Source organism: Methylocystis heyeri, assembly GCF_004802635.2.
Lineage (GTDB): Bacteria > Pseudomonadota > Alphaproteobacteria > Rhizobiales > Beijerinckiaceae > Methylocystis > Methylocystis heyeri.
Map to the genome: position 1 here is coordinate 4236957 of NZ_CP046052.1, position 22103 is coordinate 4259059.

Here is a 22103-nt window from a genome sequence, read left to right on the forward strand (position 1 = left end):
ATGCATCATTTCGATTACAGGAACGGCGTCCTCCACGCCGAGGACGTCTCTGCGCCCGCTCTGGCTGAAAGCGTGGGCACGCCCTTCTACTGCTATTCGGCCGCCACCATCCGCAGGCATTTCACCGTTTTCGCGTCGGCGTTCGACGGGTTGGACGCGCTGGTCTGCTACGCCATGAAAGCCAACTCCAATCAGGCGGTTCTCACTCTGCTGGGGTCGCTGGGGGCGGGGGCGGATGTCGTCTCTGGCGGCGAACTCGCGCGCGCGCTGGCGGCCGGCATATCGCCGCAGAAGATAACCTTTTCCGGGGTCGGCAAAACCGGACCGGAAATCCGATCCGCGCTCGAAGCGGGGATTCTCTGTTTCAATGTCGAGTCCGAGCCGGAGCTGCGGGCGATTTCCGCCATTGCGGTCTCGATGGGCTGCAGGGCCCCGATTTCCCTGCGGGTGAACCCGGACGTCGACGCGAGGACCCACGCCAAGATTTCGACCGGGAAAAAGGAAAACAAATTCGGCGTGCCCCTGTCTCACGCCCGCGAGATCTACGCCCATGCCGCGAGTTTGCCGGGCTTGCGGATTGTCGGCGTCGACATGCATATCGGCTCCCAGCTCACCGATCTCGCGCCCTTCGACGAAGCCTTCACGCTTCTGGCGGAGCTGGTGCGGGACCTGCGCGCCGTCGGCCATGAAATCGAACATGTCGACCTCGGCGGCGGGCTCGGCGTTCCTTATCATGCCGGCCAGGACCCCGATTCCTACCACCCCGAGCGCTACGCCGAAATCGTGCGCCGGCACTTCGAAGGGCTCGGCTGCAAGCTGGTGTTCGAGCCCGGCAGGCTGATCGTCGGCAACGCCGGAATATTGGTCACCAGCGTCGTCTATGTGAAGCACGGCGAAGCCAAGAATTTCGTCATCGTCGACGCGGGGATGAACGATCTGATCCGGCCGACGCTCTACGACGCCTTCCATGAGATTGTTCCCGTCGCCGAGCCGGCGGCCGGCGTCAGGAAAATCGTCGCGGACATCGTGGGCCCGGTGTGCGAGACCGGCGACTATCTGGCGCATGGGCGCAAGATGGCCGAGCCGGCTCCGGGCGATCTTCTGGCCGTCCTCACCGCCGGAGCCTATGGCGCGGTGCAGGCGGGAACCTATAATTCCCGGCCGCTGGTTCCCGAGGTCCTGGTCGACGGCGACCGCTTTGCGGTCATTCGTCCCCGCGAAAGCATAGAGGCGCTGATCGCGCTCGACCGCGTGCCGGACTGGCTGAAGCAGGGCTGAAGCGGGGCCACACGGCTTGCCGCCCGGCGCGGCGATTGAGCTGCGATTGCCGATTCGGAGGCGGGGTCGATCACAACCCGCCGAATTCGCTCAGCGCTCCGGCGAACGTGATTGCGCGCTCGACGGCCGCCGCCCCTGGCAGGCTTGCGACGCCCGCCACGCTGCGTGCATGAGCGCCTTTCTCTCCGAGGATATCCAAAAACAGCTCGGATGAGGCGCGCCAACCGATCGTGGATGCCATCTCCGATGATGACCGGCATATCTCCGCTCTCGACGCGCTGTCTTCCGTCAGGCCCAGGGTAGGAGTGCGATTTTTCCGGCGACTTGGGCCGCAGAAAGCTGGCGTTGCGCCTCAGCGCCTCGGCTCAGAGGCAGTGTTTTGTCGAGAGCGGCGTTGATTCGGCCCTGACGAACCAGATCGAGACCAAAGCGTAACTCTTCCATGCTGCCCATCCACGAGCCAACCAAGCGGCGCTCGCTGCGAAAAAAAGGATAAAGGTGAGGAATCGTAGCTTCGGCGCCTCCCGTCAGCCCAAAATTCACAACAATGCCGCGTGGCTTGAGGCTGTTCAGACTATCCGCCAGCGTGATGCCGCCGACGGGATCTATGACCGCGTCGACGCCCGCGCCTCCCGTCCATTCAAGGACAGCATTGGCGACGTCTAAATCTTTGTAGAAGACGATCTCGTCTGCTCCCATACGGCGAGCGACCTCCGCCTTGGCCGCGGTGCTGACCGTTGTGATGACTTGAGCTCCCATGGCCTTGGCCACTTGAATCGCCATGGTTCCACTGCCGGAGGCGCCAGCCTGGACGAGGATGCGGCTGCCCGGAGTGACCTGTCCCAGCGTTTTCACCGCGTGGACCGCGGTGACGAGCGCCAGCGGCATTGTCGCGAGTTCTTCAGGAGGCAGTCCTGTATTGTCGCGCAGAAGCCAGCGTTGATCCACGAGCATGAATTGAGCAAAGCCGCCGCGCTCGAAGGTGCCCGTTGGAAAATAGCTCGACGCTTCGTTTTCGGGGACATGACCCCGCTCCTCAGGCTTCGTCGGATAGCCAGGAGATACGATGACCTTGTCGCCCTCGCGCCAATCGGAGACTCCATCGCCGACCTCTGCGATCTCTCCGACGACATCGCTGCCGCCGATATGAGGCAGAGCAATGTCGCGGCTTATGATTCCAGAGCGGATCAGGATGTCGTAGTAGTTGACGCCTGCGGCCGCGACCCTGACGACGACGTGATCGGGCGTGGCCCGGGGCGCATCCATATCCTCGAAGCTCAAGACCTCGGGGCCGCCGAAGCTGCGGATGACGAGTGCTTTCATGCTATTCGATCCCTCCGTTGCGCGACGCCGACAACGGCTGGCGCGTTCTGGATGGACTATGGGCAAGGCGCGATAATCACTCCAATCGAGACTCTTTTGATCTGATATTTGTTTTCTGAATATTATGGACTCAAATTTGTCGCGAGGCGCTGTTCCGGGCCGAGTGAGTTACAGGGCGCCGGGACATGGTTGATATCAACGGAGACGATTAGAATAATCGAGGATATTGCTGCATGGATTTCAGGAAGGTCGACCTCAACCTGCTCGTCGCTCTCGATGCTTTGCTGGACGAGCGTAGCGTCACACGCGCCGCCGAACGGCTCGCCATGTCCCAGCCGGCCTTGAGCAATGCGTTGCACCGGCTCAGGGGATTGTTCGCCGATCCGCTCTTTACGCGTGGCCAGCGGGGACTGATTCCGACTGCGCGCGCGCTCGAACTCGCGCTGCCGATCAAAGGACTCCTGCGCGGGGCGGACGAACTCCTGCAGCCACAAACCTTCCATCCGGCAGCAACGACCACCGAGTTCAAGATCGCCACGACGGACTATATGTTTGTGACCTTGCTCGTTCCGTTGATCGAACGGCTGCAGTCCGATGGACCCGGAATTGCGGTGACTGTCCGTTCGCTCGAATCTCCGGATATTCCAGATCGCCTTGCGCGAGGCGAGTTGGATCTCGCGATTTCGATTCCAGAGTTTTCGGCGCCCCATCTCCAATCAAGGTGGCTTTACACCGATCGCTATGTCGGAGCGATGCGACGCCATCACCCTCTTGCGAGGATCCGGGAGCTGAGTATCGCGGATCTGTGCGGGCATCCGCACACGCTCGTTGCGCCGGCCGGAGGTCGCGTATCGGGTCCGGTCGATGATGCCCTGGCGCGTCTTGGAACGAAGCGCGCAATCCGTGCAAGCGTGCCGAGCTTCCTCGCTTTACCCTATCTGTTGGCCTGCACCGATCTCATCGCCGTTTGCCCCGAACGGCTATCACGAACTTTCGGCGCGGAACTGGTTGTGTTTGAAATTCCGCTCAACATTCCATCGTTCGACGTGATCGCGGTCTGGCATGCGCGCTCCCACAACGATGCGGCGCATCGTTGGCTGCGTCAGGCGTTGGCGGCTTTGTCATCGGAAACGCATAAGCCGACTGAATAAGCGGAATCGACGGCTGCGACGCGACCTCACCGTTTCGTCGCGGCGTCGATAAAAGCTGCGAAGCGCGGGTAAACGCCCGGCTGAAGCAGCACCAGATGCTTGCCCTCCGGCGCGTCGATGAATTCTTTGGGTTCACGCGCCAGCGCGAACAGCCGACGCGCCGAGTCGATCGGGATGACCGTGTCGGCCTCGCCATGCATCATCAGGACCGGCATATGGACCGACCCAATGGCGAGATCGGAGCGGAACTGGTCTTTCATGACGATGTTCACCGGGAAAATCGGATAGCGGCCTTCCGCGACATCCAGCGCCGAGAGAAAGGGCGCGTCCAGCACCAGCGCCGCCGCCTCATGGCGCGAGGCCATGATGGTGGCGACGCCGGTCCCGAGCGACTCGCCCATGATGACGAGCCGCGGCCCGGCGAAGCCGCGCCGGACCGCCTCGGCATAGGCCGCTTCGGCGTCGAGCAGAAGGCCTTCTTCGGTGGGCGCCCCGGTGGAGCCGCCATAGCCGCGGTAGGACAAAGCGAGAAGTCCGTAGCCGCTCCCCGTCAGCAGACGGAAACGCTCCTGCCGATCGGCCAATATGCCGCCCTTGCCATGGAAATAAAGGATCAGCGGACGCCCATCTCTGGGCGGCTCGAACCAGGCGATCAACTCCTGGCCGTCCTTGCTGGAAAGACGCAGGGTTTGGGTTAGGGCGAGTCCCGCCTGCGCAGGCGAGACGATCGCCGAGCCGGGATTATAGATCAGGCTGCGCTGGAACAGCGCGAGCCCGAGCAGGGCCGAGAGATAGAGCAACAGAGCCGTCGTCGCCGCGCCCTTGATCAGCTTCATGACAAGCGCTCCAAAAAATGCCTCGTACGAACTGCGACCAACCGGTTCGCGTCATTGCGAGCGAAGGGAAGCAATCCAGGGCCGCGCCAATCCTTCTGGATCGCCGCGGAGCTTATGCTCCTCGCGATGACATCCACGAAATCTGGCGTTCAATCGGAACCCGTATCAGTAATCGACCTTTACCAGATAAAGCCCGTGAGGCGGGGCGACCTGCCCGCAGCGCGCGCGGTCGCGCGCGTCGAGGGCGTGGCGCAGATCTTCCACGCGCCATTTGCCGCTGCCGACATGCTCCAGCGAGCCCGCGAGCGAGCGGACCTGATTGTGCAGGAAGGATTGGGCGCTGGCCAGAATTTCGATGACTTCGCCGCTGCGCCGCACATCGAGCCGGTCCAGCGTGCGCACCGGCGATTTGGCCTGACATTCCGAGGCGCGGAAAGTGGTGAAATCGAATTTGCCGATCAGCGTCTGCGCCGCCGCGTGCATCGCCTCGGCGTCGAGCGCGCGCTTGACGTGCCAGGCGCGCCCAAATTGCAGCGCGAGAGGCGCGCGGCGGTTGTCGATGACATAGCGGTAGTGGCGCGCCCGGGCGGAAAACCGCGCTTCGAAATCGTCGCCGACCGCTTGCGCGGAAATCACGGCGATGGGGCTGGGCCGCAGATGGGCGTTGATGGCGTCGCGGAGCCTGTCCTCGCGCCAGATTCGCTTAAGGTCGATATGCGCGACCTGACCCAGCGCATGCACGCCGGCGTCGGTTCGGCCGGCGCCATGGACGACGACGAATTCGCCATTGATGGCGAAGACCGCTTCTTCGAGCCGTTGCTGGATCGAAACGCCATTGGCCTGGCGCTGCCAGCCGACGAAAGGGCCGCCGTCATATTCGATGGTCAGGGCGTAGCGGGGCATCGCGGCCTGGGGATTAAACGAAAAGCCGCGCGCCGCGCGCGACCTTGCGGCCGCGGGCGAATTCGGCGAAAGCCATCGGGCTCTTGCCGGCGCGCTGCACCCGCAGGAGCCGCAGGGCGCCGTCGCCGCAGGCGATCAGCCCTTCGTCGTCGAGGGCCGTTCCCGCCGGGCCGGCTCCCCGTTCCACGCGGGTTTGCAGAACCTTCACCCGCTCTGCGCCGGAACCGAGGTCGGCTTCGAAAAAAGCCCCGGGGAAAGGGGCGAGGCCGCGAATGTGGTCGTGCAACTCTCCAGCGGCTTTGCTCCAGTCTATGCGGGCTTCGGCCTTGTCGATCTTCTGGGCGTAGGTGACGCCTTCGTCGCTCTGGGGGACGAAGATCAGTCCGCCATGGCCGAGCTTGTCCAGCGCTTCGGCCATCAACTCCGCGCCGGCGGCGGCGAGGGCGTCGTGCAACTCCCCCGCAGTCATGTCGGGGCCGATGGGGACGCGGGTTTCCAGGGCGACCGGGCCGGTGTCGAGCCCTTCCTCCATCTTCATGATCCCGACGCCGCTCGCCTCGTCGCCGGCCATGATCGCGCGCTGGATCGGCGCCGCGCCGCGCCAGCGCGGCAGCAGCGAGCCATGAAGGTTGAGGCAGCCGTATCGCGGGGCGTCGAGTATGGCGCGGGGCAGAATGAGGCCATAGGCCGCCACTACCGCCACATCGGCCTCGAGCGCCGCAAATTGAGCGGTCTCCTCGGCGCCGCGCAGGCTTCGCGGGGTGAAGACGGGAACGCCGAGGCTGTCGGCCAGCACATGCACGGGCGATTTGCGCGGCTCCATGCCCCGCCCCGCGGGGCGGGGAGGCTGGGTGTAGACCGCTATGATCTCATGGCCGCGCCGGGCGATCTCGCTGAGGAGGCCGGTCGAGAAATCCGGCGTGCCCATGAAAACGACGCGCATCAGGCGTCGACGTTTTCCGCGGCCTCGCCGGCCGCCCGCGCCTGATGGGCGGCTTCGAGCCTTGCGGCCTTGGTGAATTTCTTCACCACGCGCTCGCGTTTGAGGCGCGAGAGATGGTCAATGAAAAGACCGCCTTCGAGATGGTCGAGCTCATGCTGAACCACCGTCGCCAGCAGCCCCTCGGCGTCGAATTCCAGAAGGTCGCCGCTGCGGTCGAGATGGCGCACGCGCACCCGCGCCGGCCGCTGGACGTCCTCGAAATATTCGGGAACCGATAGGCAGCCTTCGTTGTAGGTGCTCAGCTCTTCGCTCGCCCAGACGATTTCCGGGTTGATGAGGAAAAGCGGGGAGCGGTCTTCTTCCTGCTTGGCGGTGTCGATGACGACGATCCGCTTCGGCGCGCCGATCTGTATGGCTGCGAGACCGACGCCGGGAGCGTCGTACATGGTCTCCAGCATATCGTCGAGCAACCGCTGGATCTCGGCGTCGAGCGTCTCTACGGCCTTGGAGATCTGCCGCAGGCGCGGGTCGGGAAGCGTGAGAATCGGAAGTAGGGCCATGGGATCTGCGCCAGTGTTGATCGGGCTTTGCTATGAGATAGGCGTGACCGCGCCCCCCGTCAAATCAAGGACAGTCGGGACGGCGAGCGGCGGCCGGGCGCCCGCCCTGCCGGCGCGGCGATCGACATCGCCATTTGATCGTTTACCTGCCAGTTCGACTTTCGTGGGAATATGAAGCGGCGTATCGTACGTCAGCCGGTTCGGCCGGGCCTTGAAAGACGCCTTGGCGGCGGCGTAGTGGAGGAAGACATGTTTTTGATTTTTCTCGTTGTCGTCGCCGCTATCGGGCTTTGGCTGGTTTCCGCCTACAACGGCCTCGTGTCCTTGCGCCAGCGCTACGGCCAGGCCTATTCCGACATCGACGTCCAGCTCAAGCAGCGCCACGACCTCGTTCCCAATCTGGTCGAAACGGTCAAGGGCTACGCCGCCCACGAAAAAACCGTGCTGGAGGAAGTGACAAAAGCGCGCAATCTCGCGGTCTCGGCCCAGGGGCCCGCCGCGCAATCTGCCGCGGAGGCCGCGCTCGGCGGAGCCTTGTCCCGCCTGATCGCGGTGGCGGAAGCCTATCCCGACCTCAAGGCCAACGCCAATTTCCAGCAATTGCAGAGCGAGCTTTCCGACCTCGAGAACAAGATCGCCGCCTCGCGGCGCTTCTTCAACAACGCCGCGGCCGAATATAACGCCGCCTGCCAGGGCTTCCCGGGGGTGCTGATCGCCCAGCGTTTCGACTTCAAGCCGGTCGAATTCTTCAATCTCGAAGAAGGCGAGCGCAAAGCGGTCCAGGAAGCGCCCAAGGTCCAGTTCTAGACTCGAACGGGGCGGCGGCGATGTTCAAGGCCTATGGACTTTACACGCATATCCAGGCGAACCGGATGCGCTCGGCTTTTCTGCTCGCCGGCTTCGTCGCGCTTCTGGTCGCCCTGATGTTTTCCTTTTCGCTGCTGTATGAGGCGCTTTCGGAAGACGCGCGGCTCGACGTGATCGTGGCGCGCGCGGTTCGCGACGTCGAGCAGGGCTGGCCCTTGGCCTTTGCGGCGGCGGGTCTGTGGTTCTGCATCGCCTTCCTGTTCCACCAGAACATGATCGACTATGCGACGCGCTCGGCCGGGATTTCGCGCTCCGAAGCGCCGCGGCTTTACAATCTCCTCGAGAACCTCTGCATTTCTCGCGGCATCCCGATCCCGCAGCTCAAGATCATCGAGGACGGCGCGCTCAACGCCTTCGCCGCCGGAATCCGCGAGGGCCATTACAGCGTCAGCGTGACGCGCGGCCTGCTGGACCATCTCGACGACGCCGAGGTGGAGGCGGTGCTGGCGCATGAGCTGACCCATATCCGCAACCGCGATACGCAGCTCATGGTGATCGCGACCATCTTCGCCGGCATTTTCGCTTTCGCCGCCGACCTCACCCTGCGCAATTGGAATTTTCCCTTCGGCTTCGCGCCGCGGCGGGACAGATCGCGCGAGGATCGCGACGGCGGCGGCGGGGCTGCTTTGGCCATCATCATCGCGCTCGCGATCATCGCCCTGAGTTTCGGCGTCTCGGTTCTGATCCGCTTCGCCATCTCGCGCTCGCGCGAATATCTCGCCGACGCCGGCTCGGTCGAGCTGACCAAGAATCCCGACGCCATGATTTCCGCGCTGCGCAAGATATCGGCCTATAGCGTGATGCCGGACATCCCGTCGCGCATGCAGGCCTTCTTCATCGAAAGCCCCGCGCTCCTGCCGGAAAGCGGCTGGCTGTCGACCCATCCTTCGGTCGAGAATCGGATCGAGGCGCTGGTGAAATTCGGCGGCGGCCGCGACCTGCCCGCGCCGCCGGCGCCGCCCGAGGTTTTGCCTTCGCCCCCCGAGCCGGCGTCTTTCCTGCCGCCCGACATGCGCAGCCCGCTCGATCCGCCCCAGCCGGGGCCGTGGGGGTAGAGCCGTATTTTTGTGCAATGACGGGCTGAACTACAGTTCCAATCTATTGCCGCGTCGGTCTTACTGTCTGTTCAACTGCCAAATGGCGCCGTTCAGCGCGGCGGCGAAACCCACCCAGGCCGCGTAAGGCGCAAACAGCAACGCCGCCGGGCGATCCTTCCGCCAGCATGTGGCCACAAAGGCCAGTATGGCGGCGAGCAGCGCTACTATGACGAGAAACGCGAGCCCGATCCGGTGAGCGGCGAAGAAAACAGGCGACCACAGGAAATTGAGCGCGAGCTGCGCCCACCACAGTTTCATCGGTGCGCTGCTGCGGTCTTGCTCGAAGCTGCGCCAACCGGCTATGGCGATGAGGACATAAAGGACGGTCCAGACCGGGGCGAACACAAAGCCTGGCGGGTTGAAGGGCGGCTTGGCGAGGCCGGCGTACCATTCGCCCGGCGCCGTCAGAATGCCGATGGCGAGGCCGCCGCCGACAACGAGAAGCAGGAACAGGATCAGCGCACCAAGCCGTTTCATCCGTGAGGTCATTCGTTTGCGCCTCGATCGCTAAAAGTCCGTTGAACCACTATTCGCTTGTTAGCCTTTCCTTCAGTTGAGTCGAGATTTCATTTCACGTTTAAGCGTGAGATTTCGGGCCCTGAACAACCTCAACATTAGCCGCATCATCAAAAAGCAGGTCAATAAAAGAAACAAATATGGAAACAGCACATCTCTCAAACCGATTTGTCCGCTGTGAGCAGAGAATGCTACATAATCCAAAGGCAGAGCTACAAAATTTAAAAATACATATCCAAATCCGAAAAACAAAACTCCTGTAACTGAATACGTTATGCTCAAGGCGCCGTCTCCAATAGACCTAATGCGCATACGGTATGCGGATATCCATAAGCGCTTGAAGTTTGTTTTGACATAATACGCAAACCAGACAACTGACGCAGTATGGAACGCATAAATGGCAATCTCAAAATTTATTAAAGTATTAATTCTTAAATTATCCAAGATAAACCTGGTCATGTATACATATGTAACATAGATGGCGCTCATGGCGCAAAACATATTGAATAGTATCGTGTTTTCTGTCGAAGTTTTAATAAGCATGGCGGGTATTTCTCTCGATGTAATCCTTGTTGCCTTTCATTGCATTACAACCTAGCCCGCGCTCGATCTTCGGAGAGCGCCGCGCAGAAAATCCGCCGCCTGATCTATCGAATCCCGCGCCTCGGGCAGGATTTCCGCCGCGAGTTGCCAGCAGTGCGGCGCATTTTCCCAGACCGAAAGCTCCGCATCCACCCCTGCGGTTTTGGCGCGTGCGTAGAGCTCGACCGAATCGCCCAGCAGCAGCTCCTTCGAGCCGACATGGAGCAGGAGAGGCGGAAGCCCGGCGAGATCGGCGTGAAGCGGGGAGGCGAGGGGAGAGTCGGCTTTTTCCTGGCCCAGATAGGCCCGGGCCGCGATTTTGAGCATGCGGCGGGTGAACAGCGGGTCCGCGCCCTCGTTTTCCTTGATCGAGGCGCCGGCGACGGCGAGATCGGTCCAGGGCGAGAACAGCGCCGCCGCGAGCGGGAGGCTTTCGCCGGCGTCGCGTCTTGCGACCAGCAGGGAAAGAGCCAATCCGCCGCCGGCGGAATCTCCGGCCAGAAAAATCCTGTCGCTGCGCTCGGTCAAAGCGGAGAGGACCGCTTTGGCGTCCTCCAGCGCCGCCGGAAAGGGATGGCGTGGCGCCAGCCGGTAGGCGGGCGCGAAAACGCAAAAGCCCCGCGCCGCGAAGGCAGCCGTGACGGGCCGGCAGATCTTTGGCGAGCCGGCGAAATATGCGCCGCCGTGAAGATAAAGCAGTATCGGCGCGCCGGCTTCGCCCGCCCATTCGCCGGCGACGCCGGCGATGCGCTCGGCGCGAAAGCCTCCCGGTGGGACGGAGCAGGGCAGGTTCAGCTCCAGAGCCCGGGCGGCTTCCTTCAGAGACGCGGCTTTGGCGAGGCGCGGCCCGACCCGCTTGCGCAGAAAGGCGTCGGCGAGGCGCAAGGTTAGGGGCCGGTCGGGCTTCACTTGGATTTTTTGGCGGGAGCAGCGGCCGGGGCCGTTTTTGCGGCGCCCTCCCGCTCGAGCAGAGCGTCCAGATTGGAGTCGTTCAAGCCCGCCTTGCGGGCCTCGTCGCGCCAGCGCGCCGCCTCGGCGAGGTCTTTTTCGGCGCCGCGGCCCTCGGCCAGCACATAGGCCAGCCGATTCTGGGCGACCGCATTGCCGAGCTTCGCCGCCTGACGCAGCAGCGCGGTCGCGCTCGCGGGATCGCGGGGCACGCCCGAACCGTTGAACTGGAGGATCGCGAGCTCCACCATCGCGGCGCTGTGGCCGTCGTCCGCCGCCGATTTGAACCAGACCGCCGCCTCGCCATTGTCCTTGGCGACGCCCTTGCCGTGCTTGTAAAGCTCGGCCAGCGCATATTTGGCGTCGGCGTCGCCGAGTTCGGCGCCGCGGCGGAAGAGCTCGGCCGCCTTCTCGAAATCGGAGAACACGCCATTGTTGCGCAGGGACAGTTCGCCCAGCAGATTCAAGGCGGCGCCGTTTTTCTTGTCGGCGGCTTTCTGGAGATAGGCGCGCGCGCTCTCGAGCTCTTTTTCTGCGGGAGAATTGGCCAGCAGAGAGGCGCCGTAGAGATAGGCTCCCTGGGCGTCTCCCGCATCCGCGGCGCGCCGGAACCATTCCGCGGCCTTCTTGCGATCGGCCGTGACCCCCGCGCCCTCGGCGTAAAGCCTGCCGATGAGCAGCATCGCCGCGGTGTCGCCGGGGTTGGTCGCGACGCGCTTCTGCGCCTCGGTCATGGCGGCTTTGTAATTACCGAGCTGATAGGCGCTGTAGGCCGCATCGCCGGCGGGAGCCGAGGGCGGCGCCGGAGCCGGGGCTGGAGCGGATTTGGTTTCAGCCGAATGCGCCGGGGCGGCGGCGAGCCACAGCGCGAGAAAAACGGGCGCCTTCTTCATGCGAGCGTCTCCCCCACGGCGCGTCTCGCCTCGTGAACGGCTTCGGCCGGGCCTCGGGCGTCGCTCCAGACGCAATCGCCCAGCATGATGAAATCGGCTCCGGCGTCCGCCAGCGGCTTCGCCCCGGCGAGGCTTTCCGCCATCGCCACGCAGGGAATGTTGAAGAGTTCGGCCCACCATTGCACGCGCTCGATCAGGGCGTCGCCTTCCAGCGGCGCATCCCAGTCGCCGAACAGCACATATTCGGCTCCGGCCTCGCCCGCCGACATGGCGTCGTGCCGCGTCGCCAATCCGCCGGCGCCGACCATGCGCTCCGGCGCCAGCAGTTTTATCGCGGCCGCCAGGGGCGCTCCCGCCCCGCTGACGTGAACGCCGTCGGCGTCCGCCTCTCGCGCTGTTTTGGGGTCGCAGGCGACCATCAAAGCCGCGCCCGCCTCCTGGACGGGGGGCGCAATCTCGCCGATGAGCCGGCGCAGCGCGCCCGCGTCCATCTCCGCGTGACGCAACAGCACGCTCGCTATGCCGCCGGCGGCCAGCGCCTCGCGCAAAGCCGGCAGAAAGGGGGCCGCTTCCTCGAGAAGCGGGGTGACGAGATAAATTCCCGGAAAAGTCTGAGTCTCGGACATGGGCCTATTTAATCGGCCGCCGATCCCCATGAAAGAGCCAAGCGAGCTTCCGTCAGCTTTCCTTTCGTCCCAGCAGCCTCTTGACGATGCGCTTCACTCTGGCCCGCAGGTCCCGGCGCTGGACTTCGCGGTCGCAGGCGCCGTGAAAGGCTTTGGCGCTCGCCGGTCCCGCCTGCACGGCGATGTCGACGATCGGGAGGCGGTCGGGCCAGAAACGGTCGATCATGGGATGGTTGGCTATGGCGCAGGAGTCGGTCAGCTCGATGTCCGTGCGCGCGGCCATTTCCCGCGTGAGTTCGCTCACGAGATGGATGCCCGGCGCCTGGGCCCTGAAGCGCTCGTCGAAGGCTATCTTCCAGAAATAGGCCCGCCGCCCGCTCTCTATGAGTATGGCCATGGCGATGGGGGCGCCGTCCAGCGTCAGGCTCGCGATCCGGCACTTGCCTTCCTCGGCCAGCAGCCTCGTGGCGCTGCGCACGAAGGTCAAAAGCGAGGCGTCCGACAGGAAGGCGCCGCGGGCCTTTTTCCATCCCGAGGCTTCCAGCGCGAGAAATTGTTCGGTCGCAGCGCGCACCTGCGGCCGGGTGGAGCTGAACGAAAAGCCGACCTCGCCGAATTCGGCCAGCCTGCGCTGCCGCCGCTTCAATTCCTTCAGCGCCTTCCTGGAGGCGCCGCGCAGCCATAATTCGTCGGGATCGGAGCCGGGCAGGAGCGCCGCCCGCTCGAAGCTCTCCAGCGTCCGGATGCTGCGTCCGCCGCGCCGCGCCGCCTCGACGATGGCTTTGTGGGTCGCGCCGTCGCGGACGATCCGCGGAAAAACGGCCCCGCAGGCGCGTCCGTCTTCGGCGAGCCACTCGAGAAAGCGCTCCGCCGCCGCCACGGCGCAATCGCGGCGGAGCAGGGGCGCGCCCAGCGCCGCCTGCTTGTCGAGCCAGAGCCGCGTCAGCGCCCCCCCGGGCCCCGCGGGCGCCAGAGGAAACAGCGCGGCGAGGCTTTGCCTTCCGTCTTCACCCGCGCTCCACATCGCTAGAAAGACCGGCCGCGCCCGGACCGGAAAATGCCGCGCCGCCGCAAGGGCGAAGCCCGCTTCGATGAATCCGTTGGGCTCCAGAGCTTGGTCGCAAAGCTCCCGCCATGCGCTCGCAAAAGGTCCGTCGGCGAGCGCTTCGCCGATCTGTTCGGTGGTGAGCAGCCGCAGGGCGAATCCGCCGTCGGCGGGAGACTGGCGCAAAGGCCGCAGCAGCGGCAGCGCGCGTCGCGCGCCTGCGCCCGTTCGACCCGCGGCGGCGCCCGAAGTCCCGCCTCGCAAAGCCTGAGGCTGACCATTGCGGAACGGCGCAACCATGAGCCTGTCTCCCTTTGTGCCATTTTGGGGCGCTGCGCTCCGGTATGAACCGAAGAAATCGGACGGCGCCGCCTTCCGGCGGGGAAGCTACAATCCGCGGGCCAGAGCAAGGGAACCGCGCTCCGCCGCCAGCCGGCCGCGCGCCTGCCGGTGCGGCTGGACCTTTCCGGGCGGAGGCTGATATATGACGGCATGTCCGCTTTCGCTTTTTTTGCGCGCAGGCGCGCGGGGCTATGGGCCCTCCTTTCCCTCACCGCCGCGGCCATGGCGACGCCGGCCGCCGCCAGGGTCGAGATCGCGATCGATCTTTCCCGCCAGCGCATGACGGTGGTCAAGAATCACGAAAGGCCCGTGATCTGGAAAATATCCAGCGGGCGGGGAGGCTATGAGACGCCGACCGGCTCCTTCGCCGTGCAGCGGCTCGACGCCGACCATCTCTCCGACGAATATGACGGCGCGCCCATGCCCTATGCGATCTTCTTTTCGCGGGGGCTCGCCATTCACGGAACCTACGAGCGCGGCCTCGGTCGGCCCGCCTCGCACGGCTGCGTGAGGCTTTCCGTCGATCATGCGCGCGAATTGTTCTCCTGGGTGGAGCAATATGGCGCTTCGATAGAAATTTCGGGCTTCGCCGGCTATTCGGGATACGCCAGCCGGGCGGAGGAAGACGAGCCCGGCGCCGCGCGCGTCAAGAGAAGCCGGGCCAGGCGCCGGGCGACGCCGGAGAGCGACGACGATTATCTGCTCGAATACGAGAGAATCATGCGCGAACGCTGAAGCTCTACGAAAACGCGCTCCTTCAGGGAAAGGCGGCGGCGTCTTTTCCAGACGCAGCCCAAAACATGCGACGCGCTGGAAAAATCCCGCAACTCCGGCATATTCGTTAAAAAGGGGCGGAAATGCGAAGCAACCTTCGCTTCGACGTCACATGACGAAATTGTGGCGCTTGAGCCAGGATTTGCCCCTCCTGCCTTAAAGGGTGTATGGCGGAGACAGAGTTTTCACCCCCGGCAATACAGAGTAGAGAATCTGCTTTGACCACATCGAAGACCCCCCTCCTCGACCGGATCCAAACCCCCGCCGAACTGCGCAAGCTGCAGCCGTCGCAACTGCCGCAGCTCGCCGACGAACTTCGCCGCGAGACCGTCGAAGCGGTTTCGGTCACGGGAGGGCACCTTGGAGCCGGGCTCGGGGTCGTCGAGCTGACCGTCGCACTGCACTATGTGTTCGACACGCCGCGCGACAGGATCGTCTGGGACGTCGGCCATCAGACCTATCCCCACAAGATCCTCACAGGGCGCCGCGACCGCATCCGCACCCTGAGAGCGGGCGGGGGGCTATCGGGCTTCACCAAGCGCGCGGAGAGCGAATACGACGCCTTCGGCGCCGGCCATTCCTCCACCTCCATTTCGGCCGGCCTCGGCATGGCCATAGCGCGCGACCTCGCCGGGGGCGACAATCACGTCGTTGCGGTGATCGGCGACAGTTCGATGTCCGCGGGCATGGCCTATGAGGCGCTCAACAACGCCGGGGCGCTGGATTCGCGCCTGATCGTCATCCTCAACGACAACGACATGTCGATCGCCCCGCCGACGGGCGCCATGTCGGCCTATCTCGCGCGGCTGGTCTCCGGGGGCGCCTATCGCACCATGCGCGACGCCGCCAAGCAGCTCGCGAGCCATCTGCCGCGCTTCATCTACGACAAGGCGCGCAAGGCGGAGGAGTTCTCGCGCAGCTTCATCACCGGCGGCACCATGTTCGAGGAGCTCGGCTTCTACTATGTGGGGCCCATCGACGGCCATAATCTGGACCATCTGCTGCCGGTGCTGAAAAACGTGCGCGACAAGGACGACGGCCCCGTGCTGGTCCATGTCATCACCAAGAAGGGCAAGGGCTACGGCCCGGCTGAAGCTTCGGACGACAAATATCACGGCGTCAACAAATTCGACGTCCTGACCGGCGTGCAATACAAGCCCAAGGCCAATGCGCCCAGCTACACCAGCGTGTTCGCGCGCTCTCTGGTGGCCGAGGCGGAGCGCGACGAGAAGATCGTCGCCATCACCGCGGCCATGCCCGGCGGAACCGGTCTCGATATTTTCGGCAAGGCCTTCCCGGAACGCACCTTCGACGTCGCCATCGCCGAGCAGCACGCCGTCACTTTCGCGGCGGGTCTCGCGGCGGAGGGCTATAAGCCTTTCTGCGCGCTCTACTCGACCTTCCTGCAGCGCGGCTACGACCAGATCGTCCATGACGTCGCCATCCAGCATCTGCCGGTGCGCTTCGCCATCGACCGCGCCGGGCTGGTCGGGGCCGACGGCCCGACCCACGCCGGCGCCTTCGACGTCGCCTATCTCGGCTGCCTGCCGGGCATGACCATCATGGCCGCCGCCGACGAGGCTGAACTGACCCATATGGTCGCGACCGCGGTCGCGTATGACGAAGGCCCGATCGCCTTCCGCTATCCCCGCGGCGAGGGCGTCGGCGTCGAGCTGCCCGAGCAGGGCCAGATCCTGGAGATCGGCAAGGGCCGCATCCTGCGCGAGGGAACCAAGGTCGCGCTGCTCAGCCTCGGCACGCGCCTCGCCGAGGCGCTGAAAGCCGCCGAGCAGCTCGAGGCTTACGGCGTCTCCGCCACTGTGGCCGACGCGCGCTTCGCCAAGCCGATCGACCGCGACCTCGTGCGCCGCCTCGCGGCCAATCACGAAGTCCTCATCACGGTGGAAGAGGGCTCCATCGGCGGCTTCGGCGTCCAGGTGTTCCAGGCGCTTTCGGAAGACGGGCTCCTCGACGGCAAGCGGGGGGCCTTCGCCCTCCGCTGCATGACCTTGCCCGACTTTTATATCGACCAGGACAAATACGAGGTCATGATCGCCAAAGCGAGGCTCGACGCCGCCTCGATCGCGGCCAAGGCGCTCGAAGCGCTGGGCGACGAGAAAAACGCCGCACGGGTTCTGATCGCCTGATCAGGCCGGGCGGACGGGATTTGGAGCGGGCGGTCGTCGGCGAGCCGACGGTCGCCTGCTTGGCTTTTGGAGCGCCGCAGTAAAAGCAATGCGCTCCGGCGTTCAAGAGAGAATGCCGAGTTTTTGTCCTTATTGCTTCGCTGCGCTCGCAACGACGCTTCCCCGGCTCTTTTTTGGATTACGATGCTATTGAGTTATGATGGCTCGTCATATCCCAGCGCCCAGCCCGAGCCGACATGCCAATAGCGCTCGGGCGCGACGACAGGCTCCCGCCAGTCGAGGCGGCGAATAAGCCTCGCGGTGCGCTTCCTGATCTGCGCCAGCAGGCGCTCGTTTTCTTCGTCCGTTACGGCGAGGTCGCCTTCCGCCTGAACAAAAGACACCGGGCCTATCGATTTCACGGCGAAGCCGTTCCCGCCGCGCGTGATCAACAGGGCCGGACCTTGTCCGATCTCGCCCGTGCTTTTTTTGTTTTCCAGGGCGGTCGCGGATGGGACGGCGGATAATGGGAACATCAGCCGCCCGCCCTGCGGCAGATTTTCGATCCAGGCGCTCGCCGGGCGGCCTGCGCCGAAATTGACGTGAACCACGTCCGCCTGCTGCTGCGGCCATTTCGAGCCGTCGTCGTGAAGTAGAGAAGCGCTGGATCGTCGGTTATGAGGCCGTGGCGGATGAAATAGGCTGGAACCAGCTCCCATGGCGGCGGCCCGAGAAAAGCCTCTCGCGCAACCGCCGCGAAGGCTTTCGTCAGCGCTTCATCGCCGGCAATTCCCGCGCGAGCCAGCAGCTGGCGCGCGTAAACCCGCCTTATGGAAACCAGATCAGTTTCGGGAGCGAGCGACGGGCTGGGCAATGCGGTCATCCATTTTTTTGCGCCCTCCGTCCGGCGAGCGTTTGGCGCATAAGCCGGGGCAGGGCGGAAACAATTCACGAAAACAACGGGCGATCCTCGCCGCAGCGGATATGATAAGCCGTCCGGAGGCGCCCGATGCAACTTGTTTCCACGATCACCTGCCCAAGCTACGCTCGTCAATCGATCGAGGCCATGCCGACCGACGCATGCCGGGTCGTTTACGAATGCAAAAATTGCGGCGCGCTTCTGAAGCCTCTCGCGGGGGACTGCTGCGTCTTCTGCTCCTACGGCGATGCGCCTTGCCCGCCGGTTCAGGAAGCGCGCGATCGCGAATTTCGTCCCGCATCCTGCTGCGGGGAATAGCTCTCGAACCAGCCCGCCGGCTTGGCCGCAGAGTTATTGGAGGCTTTCAGGCCATTGCTGCGCGCCCGCCACGGGATTGTCGCCGCCAAAAAAAATCGCCTTCCGAAAGGGGTGATAAAATTCGCCCTATCCCCCGTCGCGTCGCGGGGGAAGCGGCGGCTCCGCCAATGCGCCGAGGCCGGTTTCCCTGCCGCCTTCAAAGGCCGCGCGCGGCGGGCCTTCGCCGGTGTCGCTGTCTTCCTCCTCGCCCGGGGCGGGGCCCTTGGTGATCAGAGGCGGCGGCTGGACCACGATCTCATGCGGGACCGGCTTGCAGATATGCTTTCCGCTGCGGCCGTGCATCGCGAGGTCGACGTGAATATGATTGTAGTGGAACGGATTCGAGCCGGGCGACAGCACGGTGGAGAAACGGTCGCAGGACCCGCCGTGGACATCCATCAGAAAGGCGCGGGTGAGATCGTCGCCATGGGTCCAGTCCCGCACGATCGAAATCTGGCGCCCGTCCGCGAGCACGAAGCCGCCGATATCCAGCGCATTGCCGAAGGAATGTTCGGAGAGCGGCGCGCCGCGCTGGTTGTTCATGCCGCGGCAGGCGTAGGAGCCCATCGAATTGATCTGAACCACATTCATGCCGAAGCGGGCCTGGGCCGCCGGCTGCACGACGTCGGCCAGCCATTGCTCGAGTTCTGCGACCATGGAGCAATCTAGCGTGGCTCTGGCGTTGAAGGTCACGGCGCCGTCCTGCAGGGCTGTCACCCTGAACGGCTTGGTCAGGCCGCAGATGCCGGGACCGTCGACTTCCTGGGCGATCTGGACATAGGCGGAGGGCTGGACCCGCTGCTGGGCGATGCAGGCGTTTTCGGCCTGGGTTCGCCACGCCGGCCGCTGGGGCCTCGTCGGCAGGGAGCAGCTCGCCAGCGCCGTCGCCAGCAGAGCTGGAGCCAGAAGATGGAGCGAGGGCGATACGCGACTTGCCATGAAGGCGAGAATGCTTTGCGCCGGTTAATGCAAAGTCGAAAATTTTAGTTAATGGCGAGAAATCCGCGCGCTTTCCTCTCGAGCGGAAGTCGTCCGAGCGCAGGGAAAATCGCGCCAAGCCGGCGGAGCTACCGGTCGCAGCCTGCGGGCGTCGGCAGCAGAGACAATTCGGTCATTTCTCCGGCCAGGGAGAAATCGCCATAGTCGAGGTTCAGCGCCCGGGAAACGCCGTTCTCATAGAGATCGAAGGACATCACATAGAGAGGCGGCGCGTCCTTGCCTTTGACGTCGAAATAGGAAATCGACACCGGCCACCGGCGCATCTTGCTCAGGGATTCGATCTGCGCCGCCTTTTCGGCCACGGCGCCGATCACAGGCTTGCCGATGATCGTCGTGGTGTCGAGCAGCCTGAAGCCGTCGTCGGAGCCGTCATAGACCCGGGCTTCGACGATCTTTTCCTGCGCCAGGGCGGCTCTCAGGATCTTGCGCAGGTGCTCGGCGGGAAACAGCGCTTCTCCCGGAAGCTCGGCGCGCCTGGGCGCGGGCTTCGCAAGGTCGATCGCGAGCGCGACGCCGGCTGATTTATTGGCCTTGCCGCCCAGCTTCTCCATCGGCTCGTTGTCCAGTCGGGATTCGATCTCGAAGCGGAAATCCTTGCCGTCGCCGCCTTCGAAGGTCCGGGAGCGCAGATCGGACAGCCTCAAAGGCCCTTCGGCGGGCTGCAGCTCCGTGACCTGCTGGAAGTTTTCCACATAGCCGTCGCAGGCGGTGCCGGAAAAATCGAAGGCTATGCGCCCGCGCACCGAGGCCAGCGTTCCGCCCTCGCCGGAGCGCGCCAGCGAGAGATTGTAAACCGCGCGATAGGCCGTCAGGGGCGGCGGCGAACCGGCCCTGTCCGAGCCGGCGGAATGCGCAGATCCGGCGAGGAGAGCCGCCGGGCCGAGAAGAAGAGCGCAGATTACGCCTTTGCGAAGCATGTGCGGATTCCCTGTCGGAGCGCGATGCGCTCCAGCCGATCGACCTGGCTTGAATTTCTCGCTCGCCGCGGACGCCGGATCTGCGACGCGTGAGGCAGGACCGGCGGATATGCGTGCGGAAAGCGCACGTCGGCTTCAATGGCCCGCAAACTGGACGAAATTAGGTTCATCAGCCGGGAAACGGTCGAGCCCGGCATCCCGGCCCCGGCCGACGCCGGATTCATTCGGTCTCGGCGCCGGAATCCCTTGCGCCCAGCCGGCGGCGCGCCATGAGGCGGCTGCGCACGGCGGCGCGCGCGACGTGCCTTTTGAGAGCGGCCTCTTCCTTCGGCTTGAGGAGCTTGCGGTATTCGTCGCGCTTTTCGTGGATAGAGGCGATGACGAAGCCCATCGGAACGCCGATGTCGACCAGCACGGTCTCGGCGAGCTGCATGCTGGCTTCGATCGTCTCGGGGATGGCGTCGCTGGCTCCCGCCTCATAAAGGCGGGTGGCGTGATGCTCGTCCCGAGCCCTCGCGACGATGACCATGTCGGAGCGGGCCTCATGCGCCATGCGCACGATTTCCTCGGCGGCGTCCGGTTTCTGGACGGTGACCACGACCGCCCGCGCCTGGCCGACGCCGCAGGCCTCGAGGAGCTCGCGCCGCGCCGCGCTGCCCCAGTAGATATCGACGCCTTCAGCGCGGCGGGCGGCCACATTGTCGACCGTATCGTCGATGGCGACATAGGGCACCTCATGGCGTCGCAGCAGATCGCCGACCAGAGCGCCGACCCGGCCATAGCCGACCACCACGACCCGGCCGCTGGCGATCTCGCCTTCGGGAGCGAGATGCGCATATTCCGCCTGCTGCGCCGCCTCCGATTTCTGGGCGCAATAGCGCTGGGCCAGCTTTCCCAACCACGGAATGGCGAACATGGTGAGGGTGACGACGATCATGGCGTCTGCGCCATGTTTGCCGGGAAGGACTCCGGCGTCGATCGCCGAGGTGAGGAGCACGAAGGCGAACTCGCCGCCCGGCGCCAGCAGCGCCGAGACCTGCGCCGATACCGGGGCGGTCAGCTTGAACAGGCGCGCCAGCGCGAATATCGCCGCGCCCTTGACGAGAACGAGCCCGCCGGCGTGCAGCAGGATCGCTGCGGGATCTTCGAGCACGGCGCTGAGATCCAGCCCGGCGCCTATGGAGACGAAAAAGAGCCCAAGCAGCAGCCCTTTGAAGGGCTCGATCGTGACTTCTATCTCGCGGCGGAATTCCGTTTCCGCCAGCAGCAGGCCGGCGATGAAGGCCCCGAGCCCCATCGAAAAGCCCGAGGCGGCGCTCACGACCCCCGAGCCCACGATCACGAGCAGGCAGGCGGCCATGAACAGTTCGGTCGATTGCGCGGCGGCGACCAGCCTGAACAGCGGCCTCAGCAGCAGCCGGCCGCCGAGGATGAGGGCGACGAGGCCGGCGAGAGCCGGCAGGAAGGTTTCGGCGATGCCGAGGCCGGAAAGCCCGGCCTTGGCGTCGGAAAGGACCGACACGAAAAAGAGCAGCGGCGCGACGCAGAGATCCTGCAGCAGCAAGACCGAGAAGGCCGCGCGTCCCGAGGCCTTGCCGAGCTGGCGGTTCTCGGCCAGCACCGGCACCACGATCGCCGTCGACGACATCGCCAGCGCCGCGCCCATCAGGATCGCCGGCGCAAGCGCCAGCTTGAACCAGAACGAGCCGATCGCGGCCAGAATGGCGGTGGACGTCAGCATCTGGGCGAGGCCGAGGCCGAACACCAGCCGGCGCATGCGCACGAGGCGCTCCCACGACAATTCGAGGCCGATCATGAAGAGCAGGAACACGAGGCCGAATTCGGCGAGCCGTGAGACCTGTTCGATGTCGAAGATCGTCACATAGCCGATAAATTCATAGTCCTTGGCGAAACGGCCGAGGCCGACCGGGCCGAGCACGGCTCCGGCGAGAAGAAAGCCGATCACCGGGCTGATGCGCAGGCGATGAAAGAGCGGGACGATGACGCTGGCGGTGGCCAGAAAGATAAGCGCCTCGCGATAGGCCCACCACTGAAACGATCCGGCCATTCCGCATTTCCCTGAGAGGACGAGTTGATTCGA

At 64.6% G+C, this 22103-nt stretch carries 22 protein-coding genes; 7 read left to right on the forward strand and 15 right to left on the reverse strand.

Annotation, left to right across the window (positions count from 1 at the left end; translation table 11 throughout):
- The gene (gene lysA, locus H2LOC_RS19060) at nt 1–1278 is read left to right on the forward strand and encodes a diaminopimelate decarboxylase (RefSeq protein ID WP_136497160.1); all 1278 of its coding nucleotides are present in this window, start codon (nt 1–3) and stop codon (nt 1276–1278) included.
- A 288-nt stretch (nt 1279–1566) separates the two neighbouring features.
- Here the strand turns inward: lysA and H2LOC_RS19065 are convergent, their stop codons facing one another.
- Nucleotides 1567–2559: a quinone oxidoreductase family protein gene (locus H2LOC_RS19065; protein ID WP_162009803.1), complete on the reverse strand. Its 993-nt coding sequence runs from the start codon at nt 2557–2559 to the stop codon at nt 1567–1569.
- A gap of 275 nt (nt 2560–2834) precedes the next feature.
- On the opposite strand from H2LOC_RS19065, the gene H2LOC_RS19070 reads away from it, so the two are divergent.
- The gene (locus H2LOC_RS19070) at nt 2835–3752 is read left to right on the forward strand and encodes a LysR family transcriptional regulator (RefSeq protein WP_136497158.1); all 918 of its coding nucleotides are present in this window, start codon (nt 2835–2837) and stop codon (nt 3750–3752) included.
- Nucleotides 3753–3778: 26 nt separating this feature from the next.
- On the opposite strand, the gene H2LOC_RS19075 is transcribed toward H2LOC_RS19070, so the two are convergent.
- The 4 genes from H2LOC_RS19075 to def form a co-directional block, all read right to left on the reverse strand.
- On the reverse strand, nt 3779–4588 hold the full coding sequence (locus H2LOC_RS19075; RefSeq protein WP_136497157.1) for an alpha/beta hydrolase: 810 nt from the start codon (nt 4586–4588) through the stop codon (nt 3779–3781).
- Between the two features lie 165 nt (nt 4589–4753).
- Nucleotides 4754–5491, reverse strand: coding sequence for a tRNA pseudouridine(38-40) synthase TruA (gene truA / locus H2LOC_RS19080; protein ID WP_136497156.1), 738 nt, complete (start codon nt 5489–5491; stop codon nt 4754–4756).
- A 13-nt stretch (nt 5492–5504) separates the two neighbouring features.
- Nucleotides 5505–6434 (reverse strand): methionyl-tRNA formyltransferase, encoded by a 930-nt coding sequence (gene fmt, locus H2LOC_RS19085; protein WP_136497155.1) that lies wholly within the window; start codon nt 6432–6434, stop codon nt 5505–5507.
- Nucleotides 6434–6994 (reverse strand): peptide deformylase, encoded by a 561-nt coding sequence (gene def, locus H2LOC_RS19090; RefSeq protein ID WP_136497154.1) that lies wholly within the window; start codon nt 6992–6994, stop codon nt 6434–6436. The genes fmt and def overlap by 1 nt, the downstream gene beginning before the upstream one ends.
- 249 nt (nt 6995–7243) lie before the next feature.
- On the opposite strand from def, the gene H2LOC_RS19095 reads away from it, so the two are divergent.
- Together H2LOC_RS19095 and H2LOC_RS19100 are read left to right on the forward strand one after the other, a co-directional pair.
- A complete protein-coding gene (locus H2LOC_RS19095) occupies nt 7244–7801 on the forward strand; it encodes a LemA family protein (RefSeq protein ID WP_136497153.1) in 558 nt (185 codons plus the stop codon).
- A gap of 20 nt (nt 7802–7821) precedes the next feature.
- On the forward strand, nt 7822–8916 hold the full coding sequence (locus H2LOC_RS19100) for a M48 family metallopeptidase (protein ID WP_154331726.1): 1095 nt from the start codon (nt 7822–7824) through the stop codon (nt 8914–8916).
- A 60-nt stretch (nt 8917–8976) separates the two neighbouring features.
- Here H2LOC_RS19100 and H2LOC_RS19105 read toward each other — a convergent pair whose 3' ends face one another.
- The 5 genes from H2LOC_RS19105 to H2LOC_RS19125 form a co-directional block, all read right to left on the reverse strand.
- Nucleotides 8977–9447: a TspO/MBR family protein gene (locus H2LOC_RS19105; protein ID WP_246206900.1), complete on the reverse strand. Its 471-nt coding sequence runs from the start codon at nt 9445–9447 to the stop codon at nt 8977–8979.
- A gap of 621 nt (nt 9448–10068) precedes the next feature.
- Nucleotides 10069–10965 carry an alpha/beta hydrolase gene (locus tag H2LOC_RS19110; RefSeq protein ID WP_154331727.1) on the reverse strand — a complete coding sequence of 299 codons (897 nt, stop codon included), beginning with the start codon at nt 10963–10965 and terminating at the stop codon, nt 10069–10071.
- Nucleotides 10962–11897 (reverse strand): tetratricopeptide repeat protein, encoded by a 936-nt coding sequence (locus H2LOC_RS19115; RefSeq protein WP_154331728.1) that lies wholly within the window; start codon nt 11895–11897, stop codon nt 10962–10964. The genes H2LOC_RS19110 and H2LOC_RS19115 overlap by 4 nt, the downstream gene beginning before the upstream one ends.
- A complete protein-coding gene (locus H2LOC_RS19120) occupies nt 11894–12523 on the reverse strand; it encodes a thiamine phosphate synthase (protein WP_136497151.1) in 630 nt (209 codons plus the stop codon). Before H2LOC_RS19120 ends, H2LOC_RS19115 begins: the two co-directional genes overlap by 4 nt.
- Nucleotides 12524–12575: 52 nt before the next feature.
- Nucleotides 12576–13868, reverse strand: coding sequence for a GNAT family N-acetyltransferase (locus H2LOC_RS19125; protein WP_136497150.1), 1293 nt, complete (start codon nt 13866–13868; stop codon nt 12576–12578).
- 192 nt (nt 13869–14060) lie between these two features.
- On the opposite strand from H2LOC_RS19125, the gene H2LOC_RS19130 reads away from it, so the two are divergent.
- The gene (locus H2LOC_RS19130; RefSeq protein WP_136497149.1) at nt 14061–14645 is read left to right on the forward strand and encodes a L,D-transpeptidase; all 585 of its coding nucleotides are present in this window, start codon (nt 14061–14063) and stop codon (nt 14643–14645) included.
- 257 nt (nt 14646–14902) lie between these two features.
- Nucleotides 14903–16831 (forward strand): 1-deoxy-D-xylulose-5-phosphate synthase, encoded by a 1929-nt coding sequence (dxs, locus tag H2LOC_RS19135; RefSeq protein WP_136497148.1) that lies wholly within the window; start codon nt 14903–14905, stop codon nt 16829–16831.
- A gap of 194 nt (nt 16832–17025) precedes the next feature.
- Here the strand turns inward: dxs and H2LOC_RS19140 are convergent, their stop codons facing one another.
- Nucleotides 17026–17346 (reverse strand): hypothetical protein, encoded by a 321-nt coding sequence (locus H2LOC_RS19140; protein WP_136497147.1) that lies wholly within the window; start codon nt 17344–17346, stop codon nt 17026–17028.
- A complete protein-coding gene (locus H2LOC_RS19145; RefSeq protein WP_136497146.1) occupies nt 17346–17693 on the reverse strand; it encodes a hypothetical protein in 348 nt (115 codons plus the stop codon). The genes H2LOC_RS19140 and H2LOC_RS19145 overlap by 1 nt, the downstream gene beginning before the upstream one ends.
- 126 nt (nt 17694–17819) lie before the next feature.
- On the opposite strand from H2LOC_RS19145, the gene H2LOC_RS19150 reads away from it, so the two are divergent.
- Nucleotides 17820–18047: a GDCCVxC domain-containing (seleno)protein gene (locus tag H2LOC_RS19150; RefSeq protein WP_136497145.1), complete on the forward strand. Its 228-nt coding sequence runs from the start codon at nt 17820–17822 to the stop codon at nt 18045–18047.
- 126 nt (nt 18048–18173) lie between these two features.
- Here the strand turns inward: H2LOC_RS19150 and H2LOC_RS19155 are convergent, their stop codons facing one another.
- The 3 genes from H2LOC_RS19155 to H2LOC_RS19165 all read right to left on the reverse strand — a co-directional run bounded on the left by H2LOC_RS19155 (nt 18174) and on the right by H2LOC_RS19165 (nt 22070).
- Complete coding sequence (locus H2LOC_RS19155; RefSeq protein WP_136497144.1) at nt 18174–19025, reverse strand: extensin-like domain-containing protein; 852 nt, start codon at nt 19023–19025, stop codon at nt 18174–18176.
- Nucleotides 19026–19153: 128 nt separating this feature from the next.
- A complete protein-coding gene (locus H2LOC_RS19160; protein ID WP_136497143.1) occupies nt 19154–20002 on the reverse strand; it encodes a cell envelope integrity EipB family protein in 849 nt (282 codons plus the stop codon).
- 220 nt (nt 20003–20222) lie between these two features.
- Nucleotides 20223–22070, reverse strand: coding sequence for a cation:proton antiporter domain-containing protein (locus H2LOC_RS19165; RefSeq protein ID WP_136497142.1), 1848 nt, complete (start codon nt 22068–22070; stop codon nt 20223–20225).
- Nucleotides 22071–22103 lie beyond the last annotated feature (33 nt).

What these genes read in the sequence shown, in the direction of transcription:
- lysA (WP_136497160.1), top strand. Translation starts at nt 1, where the DNA reads ATGCATCATTTCGATTACAGGAACGGCGTCCTCCACGCCGAGGACGTC.
- H2LOC_RS19070 (WP_136497158.1), top strand. Translation starts at nt 2,835, where the DNA reads ATGGATTTCAGGAAGGTCGACCTCAACCTGCTCGTCGCTCTCGATGCT.
- H2LOC_RS19075 (WP_136497157.1), bottom strand. Translation starts at nt 4,588, where the DNA reads ATGAAGCTGATCAAGGGCGCGGCGACGACGGCTCTGTTGCTCTATCTC.
- truA (WP_136497156.1), bottom strand. Translation starts at nt 5,491, where the DNA reads ATGCCCCGCTACGCCCTGACCATCGAATATGACGGCGGCCCTTTCGTC.
- fmt (WP_136497155.1), bottom strand. Translation starts at nt 6,434, where the DNA reads ATGCGCGTCGTTTTCATGGGCACGCCGGATTTCTCGACCGGCCTCCTC.
- def (WP_136497154.1), bottom strand. Translation starts at nt 6,994, where the DNA reads ATGGCCCTACTTCCGATTCTCACGCTTCCCGACCCGCGCCTGCGGCAG.
- H2LOC_RS19095 (WP_136497153.1), top strand. Translation starts at nt 7,244, where the DNA reads ATGTTTTTGATTTTTCTCGTTGTCGTCGCCGCTATCGGGCTTTGGCTG.
- H2LOC_RS19100 (WP_154331726.1), top strand. Translation starts at nt 7,822, where the DNA reads ATGTTCAAGGCCTATGGACTTTACACGCATATCCAGGCGAACCGGATG.
- H2LOC_RS19105 (WP_246206900.1), bottom strand. Translation starts at nt 9,447, where the DNA reads ATGACCTCACGGATGAAACGGCTTGGTGCGCTGATCCTGTTCCTGCTT.
- H2LOC_RS19115 (WP_154331728.1), bottom strand. Translation starts at nt 11,897, where the DNA reads ATGAAGAAGGCGCCCGTTTTTCTCGCGCTGTGGCTCGCCGCCGCCCCG.
- H2LOC_RS19120 (WP_136497151.1), bottom strand. Translation starts at nt 12,523, where the DNA reads ATGTCCGAGACTCAGACTTTTCCGGGAATTTATCTCGTCACCCCGCTT.
- H2LOC_RS19125 (WP_136497150.1), bottom strand. Translation starts at nt 13,868, where the DNA reads ATGGTTGCGCCGTTCCGCAATGGTCAGCCTCAGGCTTTGCGAGGCGGG.
- H2LOC_RS19130 (WP_136497149.1), top strand. Translation starts at nt 14,061, where the DNA reads ATGTCCGCTTTCGCTTTTTTTGCGCGCAGGCGCGCGGGGCTATGGGCC.
- H2LOC_RS19140 (WP_136497147.1), bottom strand. Translation starts at nt 17,346, where the DNA reads ATGTTCCCATTATCCGCCGTCCCATCCGCGACCGCCCTGGAAAACAAA.
- H2LOC_RS19145 (WP_136497146.1), bottom strand. Translation starts at nt 17,693, where the DNA reads ATGACCGCATTGCCCAGCCCGTCGCTCGCTCCCGAAACTGATCTGGTT.
- H2LOC_RS19150 (WP_136497145.1), top strand. Translation starts at nt 17,820, where the DNA reads ATGCAACTTGTTTCCACGATCACCTGCCCAAGCTACGCTCGTCAATCG.
- H2LOC_RS19155 (WP_136497144.1), bottom strand. Translation starts at nt 19,025, where the DNA reads ATGGCAAGTCGCGTATCGCCCTCGCTCCATCTTCTGGCTCCAGCTCTG.
- H2LOC_RS19160 (WP_136497143.1), bottom strand. Translation starts at nt 20,002, where the DNA reads ATGCTTCGCAAAGGCGTAATCTGCGCTCTTCTTCTCGGCCCGGCGGCT.
- H2LOC_RS19165 (WP_136497142.1), bottom strand. Translation starts at nt 22,070, where the DNA reads ATGGCCGGATCGTTTCAGTGGTGGGCCTATCGCGAGGCGCTTATCTTT.